The 12,578-nt window shown below is 70.7% G+C and carries 12 protein-coding genes and 1 pseudogene; 11 read left to right on the top strand and 2 right to left on the bottom strand.

All coding sequences use genetic code 11. The features are described 5' to 3' along the window. Window positions 1–18: 18 nt before the first annotated feature. The 9 genes and pseudogenes from ACAG26_RS01355 (at window position 19) to ACAG26_RS01315 (ending at window position 8,221) form a co-directional block, all read left to right on the top strand. Entirely contained in the window at window positions 19–1,440 is a 1,422-nt protein-coding gene (locus tag ACAG26_RS01355) for an NAD(P)H-hydrate dehydratase (protein ID WP_370478412.1), read from the top strand. A 13-nt stretch (window positions 1,441–1,453) separates the two neighbouring features. Next, on the top strand, window positions 1,454–2,839 hold the full coding sequence (locus ACAG26_RS01350; protein ID WP_370478410.1) for a glutamate decarboxylase: 1,386 nt from the start codon (window positions 1,454–1,456) through the stop codon (window positions 2,837–2,839). A 121-nt stretch (window positions 2,840–2,960) separates the two neighbouring features. Continuing rightward, window positions 2,961–4,103: an alanine racemase gene (alr, locus tag ACAG26_RS01345; protein ID WP_370478407.1), complete on the top strand. Its 1,143-nt coding sequence runs from the start codon at window positions 2,961–2,963 to the stop codon at window positions 4,101–4,103. After that, a complete protein-coding gene (locus ACAG26_RS01340; protein ID WP_370478405.1) occupies window positions 4,096–5,211 on the top strand; it encodes an alpha/beta fold hydrolase in 1,116 nt (371 codons plus the stop codon). The genes alr and ACAG26_RS01340 overlap by 8 nt, the downstream gene beginning before the upstream one ends. A gap of 34 nt (window positions 5,212–5,245) precedes the next feature. Then, window positions 5,246–5,662: a tRNA (adenosine(37)-N6)-threonylcarbamoyltransferase complex ATPase subunit type 1 TsaE gene (tsaE, locus tag ACAG26_RS01335; protein ID WP_370478816.1), complete on the top strand. Its 417-nt coding sequence runs from the start codon at window positions 5,246–5,248 to the stop codon at window positions 5,660–5,662. Then, window positions 5,659–6,288, top strand: a pseudogene (gene tsaB, locus ACAG26_RS01330) (tRNA (adenosine(37)-N6)-threonylcarbamoyltransferase complex dimerization subunit type 1 TsaB); the annotation flags it as partial. The gene tsaE and the pseudogene tsaB, both read left to right, overlap by 4 nt. 81 nt (window positions 6,289–6,369) lie before the next feature. Continuing rightward, complete coding sequence (gene rimI / locus ACAG26_RS01325; RefSeq protein WP_370478814.1) at window positions 6,370–6,729, top strand: ribosomal protein S18-alanine N-acetyltransferase; 360 nt, start codon at window positions 6,370–6,372, stop codon at window positions 6,727–6,729. Beyond that, a complete protein-coding gene (gene tsaD / locus ACAG26_RS01320) occupies window positions 6,726–7,751 on the top strand; it encodes a tRNA (adenosine(37)-N6)-threonylcarbamoyltransferase complex transferase subunit TsaD (RefSeq protein WP_370478403.1) in 1,026 nt (341 codons plus the stop codon). The genes rimI and tsaD overlap by 4 nt, the downstream gene beginning before the upstream one ends. After that, window positions 7,748–8,221, top strand: a complete 474-nt coding sequence (locus tag ACAG26_RS01315; protein WP_370478401.1) for a nuclear transport factor 2 family protein — start codon at window positions 7,748–7,750, stop codon at window positions 8,219–8,221. Before tsaD ends, ACAG26_RS01315 begins: the two co-directional genes overlap by 4 nt. A 1-nt stretch (window position 8,222) precedes the next feature. Here the strand turns inward: ACAG26_RS01315 and ACAG26_RS01310 are convergent, their stop codons facing one another. Beyond that, a complete protein-coding gene (locus ACAG26_RS01310) occupies window positions 8,223–9,497 on the bottom strand; it encodes a hypothetical protein (RefSeq protein ID WP_370478399.1) in 1,275 nt (424 codons plus the stop codon). Window positions 9,498–9,557: 60 nt separating this feature from the next. Then, on the bottom strand, window positions 9,558–10,202 hold the full coding sequence (locus ACAG26_RS01305; RefSeq protein ID WP_370478397.1) for a C39 family peptidase: 645 nt from the start codon (window positions 10,200–10,202) through the stop codon (window positions 9,558–9,560). Between the two features lie 243 nt (window positions 10,203–10,445). On the opposite strand from ACAG26_RS01305, the gene groES reads away from it, so the two are divergent. Next, window positions 10,446–10,748 carry a co-chaperone GroES gene (groES, locus tag ACAG26_RS01300; RefSeq protein WP_370478395.1) on the top strand — a complete coding sequence of 101 codons (303 nt, stop codon included), beginning with the start codon at window positions 10,446–10,448 and terminating at the stop codon, window positions 10,746–10,748. Window positions 10,749–10,894: 146 nt separating this feature from the next. Beyond that, entirely contained in the window at window positions 10,895–12,514 is a 1,620-nt protein-coding gene (gene groL / locus ACAG26_RS01295) for a chaperonin GroEL (RefSeq protein ID WP_370478391.1), read from the top strand. The last annotated feature ends 64 nt before the right edge of the window (window positions 12,515–12,578 follow it).

Here is a 12,578-nt window from a genome sequence, read left to right as displayed (position 1 = left end):
CATGGAATCCTGGCTGTGATGCGGCACTACTACACCGTTGATGCCATCCGCGCGGCCGAAGCGCCGCTATTGGCCAGCCTGCCCGACGGGGCGCTGATGCGCCGGGCCGCCTTCGGGCTGGCCACCGCGATCGCCGGCGAACTCAAGGCCCGCACCGGCGGCGTGGCTGGCCGGAGCGTCTGCGCGGTCGTCGGCTCCGGCGACAACGGCGGGGACGCGCTGTGGGCGGCGACCTTCCTGCGCCGCCGCGGCGCTGCCGCCGCCGCGATCCTGCTCAACCCGGAGCGCGCCCACGCCAAGGGCCTGGCGGCGTTTCGCAAAGCCGGCGGCCAAGTGGTGCAAAACGTGCCGGCCGGAACGGATTTGGTGATCGACGGGGTGGTCGGGATCTCCGGCAAGGGGGCGCTGCGCCCGAACGCCGCCGAGGTGTTCGCCGCCGTCGAGGCTAAGGGCATCCCGGTGGTGGCGGTCGACATCCCCAGCGGCGCCGACACCCACACCGGCGCCGTCGACGGCCCCGCCGTGCACGCCGCGCTGACGGTGACCTTCGGCGGCCTCAAGCCCGTGCACGCCCTGGGCGAGTGCGGGCGCGTCGAACTGGTCGATATCGGCCTGGACCTGCCCGACACCGACCTGCACGGCATGGACACCGTCGATGTCAAGGCCCGCTGGCCGGTGCCGCACCGCACCGACGACAAATACACCCAGGGTGTCACCGGCATCCTGGCCGGCTCGTCGACCTACCCCGGCGCGGCCATCCTGTGCACCGGCGCCGCGGTGGCCGCCACCTCCGGGATGGTGCGCTACGCCGGCAGCGCCGCCGCCGCGGTGGTGGCGCACTGGCCCGAAGTGGTGGCCGCGCCCAGCGCCGCGGCGGCCGGGCGGGTGCAGGCCTGGGTGGTCGGTCCCGGGCTGGGCACCGATGAGGCCGGTGCGACCGCGCTCTGGTTCGCGCTGGAGTCCGAGCTGCCGGTGATCGTCGACGCCGACGCGCTGACCATCCTCGCCGCCCACCCCGACCTGGTCACCAGCCGCACCGCGCCCACCGTGCTGACCCCGCACGCCGGGGAGTTCGCCCGGCTGGCCGGGCACCCGCCCGGTGCCGACCGGGTCGGCGCCGCCCGGACGCTGGCCGATCAATTGGGCTGCACTGTGCTCCTGAAAGGCAACGTCACCGTCATCGCCGAGCCCGGCCGGCCGGTCTACCTCAACCCGGCCGGGGCGTCGTGGGCGGCCACCGCCGGCTCCGGCGATGTGCTGTCCGGGATGATCGGCGCGCTGCTGGCCTCCGGGCTGCCGGCCGCCGAGGCCGCCGCCGTCGCCGCGTTCGTGCACGCCCGCGCGGCGGCCCTGTCCGCCGCCGACCCCGGCCCCCACGATGCCCCGACATCGGCGTCGCGCATCCTCGCCCACATCCGCACCGCCCTCGCTCGTCTCTAGGAAAGGTTCTGTTGTGTCGTCGTCGCACCCGTCCGTCCCCGCCCGCTCGATCGGCCCGGCCTACACCGGCCGGATGTTCACCGCACCGGTGCCAGCGCTGCGCCTGCCCGCCGAGTCGATGGATCCCGAGGCGGCCTACCGGTTCATCCACGACGAGCTGATGCTCGACGGCAGCTCGCGGCTGAACCTGGCCACCTTCGTGACGACCTGGATGGATCCCGAGGCCGAGAAGCTGATGGCCGAGACCTTCGACAAGAACATGATCGACAAGGACGAATACCCGGCGACCGCGGCCATCGAACAGCGCTGCGTGTGTATGGTCGCCGACCTGTTCCACGCGCCCGGCCTGCGCGACGACGACCCGTCCAGCGCCACCGGGGTGTCCACGATCGGGTCGAGCGAGGCGGTGATGCTGGGCGGGTTGGCGCTGAAATGGCGGTGGCGCCAGCAGGTCGGCGCCGACTGGAAAGACCGCACCCCCAACCTGGTGATGGGTTCCAACGTGCAGGTGGTGTGGGAGAAGTTCTGCCGCTACTTCGACGTCGAACCGCGCTACCTGCCGATGGAGGAGGGCCGTTACGTCATCACCCCCGAGCAGGTGCTCGACGCCGTCGACGAGAACACCATCGGGGTGGTGGCGATCCTGGGCACCACCTACACCGGCGAACTGGAGCCGGTCGCCGAGATCTGCGCGGCGCTGGACAAGCTGGCCGCCGACGGCGGGGTGGACGTGCCGGTGCACGTGGACGCGGCCAGCGGCGGGTTCGTGGTGCCGTTTTTGCACCCGAACCTCAAATGGGACTTCCGGGTGCCGCGGGTGGTGTCGATCAACGCCAGCGGCCACAAATACGGGCTGACCTATCCCGGCATCGGGTTCGTGGTGTGGCGTGGCCCCGAACACCTGCCCGAGGACCTGGTGTTTCGGGTCAACTACCTGGGCGGTGACATGCCCACGTTCACGCTGAATTTCTCCCGGCCCGGCAATCAGGTCGTCGGCCAGTACTACAACTTCCTGCGGCTGGGCCGCGACGGCTACACCCAGGTGATGCAGTCGCTGTCGGAGACCGCGCGTTGGCTGGGCCACCAACTGGCCGAGAGCCAACACTTCGAGCTGATCTCCGACGGTTCGGCGATCCCGGTGGTGGCCGCCCGGCTGGCCGGAAACCCCGGCTACACCGAGTTCGGTGTCTCGCACGAGTTGCGCAGCTACGGCTGGCAGGTGCCGGCCTACACGATGCCGGACAACGCCACGGACGTCTCGGTGCTGCGCATCGTGGTGCGGGAGGGCCTGTCGGCGGACCTGGCCCGCGCGCTGCACGACGACGTGGCCAAGGTGGTGGCCAGCCTGGACAAGCTCCAGCCGGGCCGCCACTACGCCGAGCAGCACTTCGCGCACTGAGGCCGCCGCGCCGTCACCGAACGTGCGCTCACGGCGAGATTTCGCGGCTTTTTCCGCCATACACGCACGTTGGGCGCAGCCGACGGGGCCCGGCAGCGGTTCTGGGACAATTGCCGGTGATATGACTGCGACATCCCAGACGTCCGGCTTGATCGCCGAGGCCGTGGTGGACTTGGGCGCCATCGCGCACAACGTCGCGGTGCTGCGTGAGCACGCCGGATCCGCGCAGGTCATGGCCGTCGTCAAGGCCGACGGCTACGGTCACGGCGCGGTGCCGGTGGCGCGGGCCGCGCTGGCCGCCGGGGCGGCCGAGCTCGGGGTCGCCACCATCGGCGAGGCGCTGGAGTTACGGGCGGGCGGCATCGGCGCCCCGGTGCTGGCGTGGCTGCACCGACCGGGCACCGACTTCGCGCCCGCGTTGACCGCCGACGTGGGCATCGCGGTGTCCTCGCTGCGGCAACTGTCCGAACTGCTCGACGCGGTGCGCCGCACCGGCATCACCGCCGCGGTGACCGTCAAGGTCGACACCGGACTCAACCGCAACGGGATCGACGCCGCGCTCTACCCGGCCCTGGCGGACGCGCTGCTGCGCGCCCAGGCCGAGGGCATGGTCCGGGTCCATGGGCTGATGTCGCATATGGTGCACGCCGACCGCCCCGAGCACCCCTTCATCGACCTGCAGGCGCAACGGTTTTCCGAGCTGCTGACCCAGTCGCGGGCCCGCGGCCTGCGCTACCAGGTTGCCCACCTGTCGAATTCGGCGGCCACCCTGACCCGCCCGGATCTGTGCTACGACCTGGTTCGGCCCGGCATCGCCGTGTACGGGCTCAGCCCCATCCCGGAGCGAGGTCAGCTCGGCCTGATTCCCGCGATGACGTTGAAATGCCCGGTGGCGCTGATCAAGTCGATACGGGCCGGGGACGGCGTGTCCTACGGTCACGATTGGGTCGCCGAGCGGGACACCACGGTCGCGCTGCTGCCGATCGGCTACGCCGACGGCGTGTTCCGCCCGCTCAGTGGACGTTTCGAGGTGCTGATCAACGGTCGGCGGCGACGCAGCGTGGGCCGGGTGTGCATGGATCAGTTCGTCGTCGACCTGGGACCGAGTCCCGTCGACGTCGGCGAAGGGGACGAGGCAATCCTGTTCGGGCCCGGCACCCAGGGCGAACCGACCGCCCAGGATTGGGCCGACGTGCTCGGCAGCATCCACTACGAAGTGGTGACCAGTCCGCGGGGTCGGGTGACCAGGACCTACCGTGGCTGACCGCGACCTCGCCCGCACCGGACGGTGGCGCAGCCGGTGGCTGGCCGGGGCGGCCGGCCTGACCGCGGTGGGCAGCGTCGCCGGCGTCACCGTCGCCCGCTCGATGACCCGGCGCACCACGCTTGACGACCCGTACCTCGACGAAGACTTCGAGGTGTTGAACGGCGACCGCAGCACGGTGGTCACCACCACCGACGGGGTGGCGTTGGCGGTGCGGGAGGTGGGGCCGCCGGATGCGCCGTTGACCGTGGTGTTCGCCCACGGTTTCTGTCTTCGGATGGGGGCCTTCCATTTTCAGCGGATGCGGCTGACCCAGGAGTGGGGGCCGCAGGTGCGGATGGTCTTCTACGATCAGCGCGGCCACGGCCAATCCGGCGAGGCGGCCCCCGACACCTACACGGTGCCGCAACTCGGCGAGGACCTGGAGGCGGTGCTGGCCGCGACGGCGCCGCGCGGTCCGGTTGTGCTGGTCGGGCATTCGATGGGGGGCATGACGGTGCTGTCCCATGCCCGGCAGTTCCCGCAGCATTACGGCAGCCGCATCGTTGGTGCGGCGTTGATTGCGTCGGCGGCCAAAGGGGTGTCGCGGTCACCGCTGGGGGAGATCCTGCGGAATCCGGCGCTGGAGGCCGTCCAGTTCTCCGCCCGGTACGCGCCGAAGCTGGTGCACCGCGGCCGCGGCGCGGCGCGCGCAGTGATCGGCCCGATCCTGCGGGCCGCGTCCTACGGTAACGAGAAGATCAGCCCGTCTGTGGTGGCGTTCTCCGAGAAGATGATGCACGACACCCCGATCGCCACCCTGGTGGGTTTCCTGCACGCGCTGGAGGTGCACGACGAAAGCGCGGCGTTGCCGATCCTGTCGCGGATCCCCACGCTGATCGCCAGCGGGGACCACGATCTGCTCACCCCGGACGGGTACTCGCGGGCGATGGCCGCCGCGCTGTGGGACTGCGAACTCGTCGTCGTCGGCGGCGCCGGGCATCTGGTGCAGCTGGAAGAACCCGACGCCATCAACGACGGATTGGTCCGCCTGGTGGAGCGGGCCACCCCCACCCGGTTGGCGGCGTTGACCCGGCGGCTGCGGGATCGGACCCGACACCGTGCCTGAAGACGCAGCGACCCTGAGCACGGTCGAGGACACCATGGCGCTCGGCGCCCGGCTGGGTGAGCGGTTGCGCGCCGGCGACGTGGTGGTGCTGACCGGTCCGCTCGGCGCGGGGAAAACGGTGCTGGCCAAGGGAATCGCCGCCGCGCTGGACGTCGACGGGCCGGTGACGTCACCGACGTTCGTGCTGGCGCGGGTGCATCGGCCGCGCCAAGCCGGGGCGCCGGCGATGATCCACGTCGACATGTACCGGCTGCTGGATCACCCCGGCGCCGACCTGCTGGCCGAGTTGGACTCGCTGGATCTCGACACCGACCTCGACGACGCGGTGGTCGTCGTGGAATGGGGGGAGGGGCTGGCCGAGCGGCTCTCCGAGCGTCACCTCGACATCCGGTTGGAGCGCGCCAGCAACTCCGAGGTACGGACCGCGGTGTGGCAGTGGAGTCGGCCATGACGCAGGTGATCCTGGCCATCGACACCGCCACCCCGGCGGTGACCGCCGGCATTGTGCGCCGCGGCGACGGGCCGACGGTGCTCGCCGAACGGGTGACCGTGGACGCCCGGGCGCACGCCGAACGGCTGACCCCCAACGTGCTGGCCGCGCTCGCCGACGCCGGGTTGGGTATGGCCGATCTCGATGCCGTGGTGGTGGGTTGCGGTCCCGGACCGTTCACCGGCCTGCGGGTGGGGATGGCCACCGCCGCCGCCTACGGGCACGCGCTGGGCATCCCGGTGCACGGGGTGTGCAGCCTGGACGCGATCGGGGTGCAGACCGGCGGTGAGGTGCTGGTGGTCACCGACGCGCGGCGGCGCGAAGTGTATTGGGCGCGTTACCGCGACGGGATCCGCACCGCGGGCCCGGCGGTCAACGCCCCGGCCGACGTCGACCCCGGCGCGGCGGGGGCGGTGGCCGGGTCGCCGCCGCACACGGGCCTGTTCGGCCTGCCGGTGCTCGACCTCACCTGCCCGAACGCCGCGGGATTGGTTGCGGCGGTGGGTGACTGGGATGCCGCGCCCGAACCCCTGGTGCCGCTGTATCTGCGCCGGCCGGACGCCAAAGCGCCGGCCGCGGCCGTCACCCTCGACCCACTGGCCCGCGCCGACGCGCACCGGTGCGCGGAGCTGGAGTCGCTGCTGTTCAAGGGCGACGATCCCTGGCCGGTGGGGGCCTTCCTCCACGAAGTTACCGGTAAGCACAACCATTACGTGGCGGCGCGGGCCGACGGCAAACTCGTCGGCTACGCCGGAATCGCGCGGCTGGGCCTCATCCCGCCCTACGAATACGAGATCCACACCATCGGCGTGGATCCCGCCTGGCAGGGCCGCGGCATCGGACGGCGGCTGCTGGCCGACCTGCTGGATTTCGCCGACGGCGGCGTCGTGCACCTGGAGGTCCGCACCGACAACCAGGCGGCCATCGCGTTGTACCGCGCCGCGGGTTTCGAACAAGTGGGGCTGCGCAAACGCTACTACCGGGTCAGCGGCGCCGACGCCTACACCATGCGGCGGGAGGTAACATGACCGTAGTCTTGGCGATCGAAAGTTCCTGCGACGAAACCGGTGTCGGTATCGCCCGACTCGACGCGGACGGCACCGTGACCCTGTTGGCCGACGAGGTGGCCTCCAGCGTCGACGAACACGCCCGGTTCGGCGGGGTGGTTCCCGAGATCGCGTCCCGCGCACACCTGGAGGCGCTGGGACCGACCATGCGGCGCGCGTTGGCCGTCGCGCAGCTGGACCGCCCCGACGTCGTCGCCGCGACAATCGGGCCCGGGCTGGCGGGCGCCCTGCTGGTGGGGGTGGCCGCGGCCAAGGCGTACGCGGCCGCGTGGGGGGTGCCGTTTTACGCGGTCAACCACCTGGGCGGGCACCTGGCCGCCGACGTCTACCAGCACGGGCCGCTGCCCGAAAGCGTGGGCCTGCTGGTGTCCGGCGGGCACACCCATCTGCTGCATGTGCGGTCCCTGGGCGAACCGATTTTCGAGCTGGGCAGCACCGTGGACGACGCGGCCGGCGAGGCCTACGACAAGGTGGCCCGGCTGCTGGGCCTGGGTTATCCGGGCGGGCGGGTGCTCGACGAGCTGGCCCGCACCGGTGACCGCGACGCCATCGTGTTCCCGCGCGGGATGACCGGCCCCCGCGACGCGCGGCACGCCTTCAGCTTCTCGGGCCTGAAGACCGCCGTCGCCCGGTATGTGGAAAGCCACCCCGACTTCTCCACGGCGGATGTGGCGGCCGGTTTCCAGGAGGCCGTCGCCGATGTGCTGACCATGAAAGCGGTGCGGGCGGCCACCGATCTGGGGGTCTCGACGCTGCTGATTGCCGGCGGGGTGGCCGCCAACTCCCGTTTGCGGGAGCTGGCCGAACAGCGCTGCGCGGCAGCCGGTTTGACGTTGCGGATCCCGGCGCCCCGGCTGTGCACCGACAACGGCGCGATGATCGCCTCGTTCGCCGCGCACCTGCTGGCCGCCGGCGCGCCGCCGTCGGCGCTGGAGGCCGCCACCGATCCGGGCCTGCCGGTGGTGCAAGGACAGGTGGCGTGACTTCGGCGACGCGGGTGGCCGACCGGCTGGCCATCACCGAGCTGTTGTACCGCTACGCCGAACTGATCGACGCCGGCGACTTCGACGGGGTGGGGAAGTTGCTGGGCCGGGCCAGCTTCGCGGGCACCCGGTCAGCGCAGACGTCGGGCGCCGACGCGATCGCTGACCTGTTCGCGGCCACCACCCGCCGCTACCCGGATCGGGGCAACACCCCGCGCACCCGTCATTTGGTGCTCAACCCGATCGTCGAGATCGCATCCGAGCGGGCCGCCACCGCGCGTTCCACGTTCTGCGTGGTGCAGGCCACCGAGTCGGTGCCGCTGCAGCCCATTGTCGTGGGCCGCTATTTCGATACCTTCAGCCGCGACGAACAAGGCTGGTACTTCACCGAACGCCGGGTCGACGTCGAGATGGTCGGGGACGTCTCGGCGCACCTGATGTTCGACCCGCGCCAGTTCGACAGCCGCTGAGTCACTTGCTGGTCAGCATCAGATACTGGGCCGAGACCAGCTGGTGGGCGGCCAGCTGCTGGACCGCCGACGCCTCGATGGCGTACCGGTCGGCAACGGCCAGGCAGTAGAAGAACGTGCGACCCGACGTGCGGTCTTCGTTCATCAAGCATTTCGCGCCGGGCATCCCCTTGATACCGGCGGCCGGAACGTATTTCCCGCCACCGCCCAGGCCTTCTTCGGCGGCTTCGGCGGCGAACCCGTCGACGATCTTTTGCGCCGAGGCGACATCCGGGGTCTGATAGACGCTGGCCTTGCCCTGGGTGGCCAGCTGCAGGTGCGTGGCATCGAACAGGGTGTGCGAACGCGGCGGATCGGCGTGGAAATGCAACTCCGCGTGCGGTTGGTACACGCCGTTGTTGACGGTCATCTCCTGCGCCTCCGGCGGCACGGTGCGGATCAGCAGCCCGTCCGGGTCGATCGGCAGGTTCGCCAGCTGGTCGACCGGGGTGGGTTGGAACTGGTCGATCAGCGGGCCCTGCTTGTCCAGCGTGGTGGCGATCAGCTCGGCCGCGGCGTCCGGGCCGTCCTTCGAATACGCCTGTTGGCACAGCACATACGTGCCGTGCGCGGTGTAGGCCAGCACGTCGGCCCCGGCGAGCGCGTCAAACGTCACCGCGGACGTCGCCGCGTTGCGGGGGATCGGCATCGGTCGGGTCGGTTTGGGCTCGGTGGTGGCGAACCCCTGGACGGTGGCGCTGGCGGCGGTCATCTCGGTGGCGGCCGCGGCGGCGTCCTCCGCGCTGGGGAAACGCAACACCAGATTGGTCAACGACTTTTGTTGGTTCTCGGCCTTCGCCGGTCCGGTGTATGCGTTGCGGCTACTGCTGAAACCCACGACGAAGTTGTGCGCGGTGGCGGCCGCCCCGATCGGTTCGCCGTCGCCGAGGATGACGCTCAACGCGTTGCCGTCCTTGACCACCCCGACCACCCCGATCGCTTGTTCGGCGGAGATCAGCGCGGGGTCCACTTCCCAGGGGCCGACAACGTTGTTGGCCATCCGGCGCGCCTCAATCCAGGCGCCTTTGCGGTCGTCACCGGCGTTGCCCAGCGGCGCTTGCGGTTTGGTCGGGTAGTTGCCCGGATCCAGCTGCGCAACATCGACACCGTCGGTGCTGCCGGGCGCGTTCGTCGCGGTGACCGGCGAACCCGGCACCGTGCTACTGCACCCCGCCACGGCCGCGACCAGGGCGGCGGCGATCAGGCTGGCCGGTCGTCGGGGTTTTGCCCTGAGCATGCCCGTGAGCGTACCGGTCGGGGGTAACCGCGGCCCGCCGAATCCGGCCGCGCGCCGTCGTCAGGTGCCGGTTTGCTGCGTGACGATGAGCAGGTTGTCGCCGGTTGCCCAGGCTTGGGTGAAGGTGGCCATCGGGATTTGCTCGTCACGCCCGTTGGGGGTGCCGCTGTCGTTGAGGTGGACGATGTCGGCGCCGGTGTCGACCCCGGTGACGACGACGGCGTGGTCGGCCTGGGTCCGCTGCCCCTGGCCCGGCGGGTAGTTCCAGATGGTTTCGGCGTTGAGCCCGGCGATCACCTTGTGGCCGCCGGCCAGGTCCTGCTCCAGTCCCTCCATGGTGTTGCCGGTGGTCAGATCGGATTGGATGCCGTAGTGCTGCAGCAGCACCACCAGGTCTTCGGGCGCGGTGCCGTCGAACTCATAGATGCTGCCGTGGTGGGCTTCGCTCGGGGTGAACACGCCGCGCAGCTCGATCCCGACCTGGCTGGGTTCATGGCCGGTGAGTTGGCCGACCACGTCGGCGACGGCCATCAGGCCGCAGTCTTCCTGGTGCTGGTAGCGCCAGTAGGCGGCGGCGGCCTCCGGGTCGCCGTACATCTGGCCGTCCGGGTCGGCCTGCGAGGTCGCGGCCAGGCCGACGCCGGCCGCGACGAGCAGCGCGGCCACGGCGACGGCGCGGCGCGCGGTGCGGATGAAGGTGAGCATGGACTCAGTATTAGTCGGCGGCGAATTTTTGGAAAACACGCGCGTGGCCCGGCCAGGGAAGCACCAGCCCGACCTTGAGTGCTAGCACTCGCGTGTATAGAGTGCTAGGTGGCAGTCGGCCAACCCCTGTGTCGGCACCCGCGACGACGGCGCGAGGGGACGGACGAATGCCGAACACCTGGTAATTCCGAAGGGTTCGGGGAGCAGCCCCGAGCCCACACCCAATAGTGGAGGGCTCCAATCGTGGCGAGCGTGAACATCAAGCCACTCGAGGACAAGATCCTCGTACAGGCCAACGAGGCCGAGACCACGACCGCGTCCGGTCTGGTCATTCCCGACACCGCCAAGGAGAAGCCGCAGGAAGGCACCGTCGTCGCCGTCGGCCCCGGCCGCTGGGACGAGGACGGCGACAAGCGGATCCCGCTGGACGTGTCCGAGGGTGACGTCGTCATCTACAGCAAGTACGGCGGCACCGAGATCAAGTACAACGGCGAGGAGTACCTGATCCTGTCCGCCCGCGACGTGCTGGCCGTCGTCTCCAAGTAAGCCTCCATCGAACCACCGTGTGCCGCCCCGGAGATCCCCGTGACCACGGGTGATGTCCGGGGCGGCATGCGTTACGCCCATTGCCCGGCTCCCGGACAGGTCGGTAAGCGACCTGCGTCGTCGCCGGGCGGAGTCAGGAAAGACTGATGAGTAAGCAGATTGAGTTCAACGAAACCGCGCGGCGCGCGATGGAAGCCGGGGTCAACAAGCTCGCCGACGCGGTCCGGGTAACGCTGGGCCCACGCGGCCGCACCGTGGTGCTGGCCAAGGCGTTCGGTGGGCCGACGGTGACCATCGACGGGGTGTCGGTCGCCCGCGAGATCGAGCTGGAGGACCCGTTCGAGAACCTGGGTGCCCAGCTGGTGAAGTCGGTGGCCACCAAGACCAACGACATCGCCGGTGATGGCACCACCACCGCGACGGTGCTGGCCCAGGCCCTGATCAAGGGCGGGCTGCGCAACGTGGCGGCCGGCGCCAACCCGATCGCGTTGGGCGCCGGTATCGCCAAGGCCGCCGACGCGGTCTCCGAGGCGCTGCTGGCCTCGGCCATCCCGGTGTCCGGTAAGGAGTCCATCGCGCAGGTGGCGACGGTGTCGTCGCGCGACGAGCAGGTCGGCGAGCTGGTCGGCGAGGCGATGACCAAGGTCGGCGGCGACGGTGTGGTCAGCGTGGAGGAGTCGTCCACGTTGAGCACCGAGCTGGAGATCACCGACGGGGTCGGCTTCGACAAGGGCTTCCTGTCGGCGTACTTCGTCACCGACTTCGACTCGCAGGAAGCCGTCCTCGAGGATGTCCTGATCCTGCTGCACCGCGACAAGATCAGCTCGCTGCCCGACCTGCTGCCGCTGCTGGAGAAGGTGGCCGAGGCCGGCAAACCGCTGCTGATCATCGCCGAGGACGTCGAGGGTGAGGCGCTGTCGACCCTGGTCGTCAACGCGATCCGCAAGACACTCAAGGCCGTCGCGGTCAAGGCGCCGTTCTTCGGCGACCGGCGCAAGGCGTTCCTGGAGGATCTGGCCATCGTCACCGGCGGCCAGGTGGTCAACCCCGACGTCGGGCTGGTGCTGCGGGAGGCCGGGCTGGACGTGCTGGGCTCGGCCCGCCGGGTGGTGGTGTCCAAGGACGACACCGTCATCGTCGACGGCGGCGGCACGGACGAGGCGATCGCGGCCCGCGCCAAGCAGCTGCGCTCCGAGATCGAGACCACCGACTCCGACTGGGACCGGGAAAAGCTCGAAGAGCGGCTGGCCAAGCTGGCCGGCGGGGTCGCCGTCATCAAGGTCGGTGCCGCCACCGAAACCGCGCTCAAGGAGCGTAAGCACCGGGTCGAGGACGCCGTGCACGCCGCCAAGGCCGCGGTGGAGGAGGGCATCGTGGCCGGCGGTGGCACCGCGCTGCTGCAGGCCCGCAAGGCGCTGACCCAGCTGGCGTCGTCGCTGACCGGTGACGAGGCGCTGGGTGTGGAGGTGTTCTCCGCGGCGCTGGGCGCACCGCTGTACTGGATCGCCACCAACGCCGGCCTGGACGGCGCGGTGGCGACCAGCAAGGTCGCCGAGCTGCCGACCGGGCACGGTCTGAACGCGGCCACGCTGAACTACGGCGACCTGGCCGCCGACGGCGTGATCGACCCGGTGAAAGTGACCCGGTCGGCGGTGCTCAACGCCGCCTCGGTGGCCCGCATGGTGCTCACCACCGAGACCGCGGTGGTGGAGAAGCCGGTCGAGGAGGACGAGGACGCCCACGGCCACCACGGCCACGCGCACTGACCGTTGACATGGAGATGCCCCCGGCCCTATGGCCGGGGGCACTCTCGTTGCGGGGGCGGTGCTG

It is taken from the genome of Mycobacterium sp. pUA109 (assembly GCF_041287095.1).
Classification (GTDB): domain Bacteria; phylum Actinomycetota; class Actinomycetes; order Mycobacteriales; family Mycobacteriaceae; genus Mycobacterium.
Note: the sequence above shows the minus strand (reverse complement) of the source record. Positions and strands in the feature narration are given on the sequence as shown.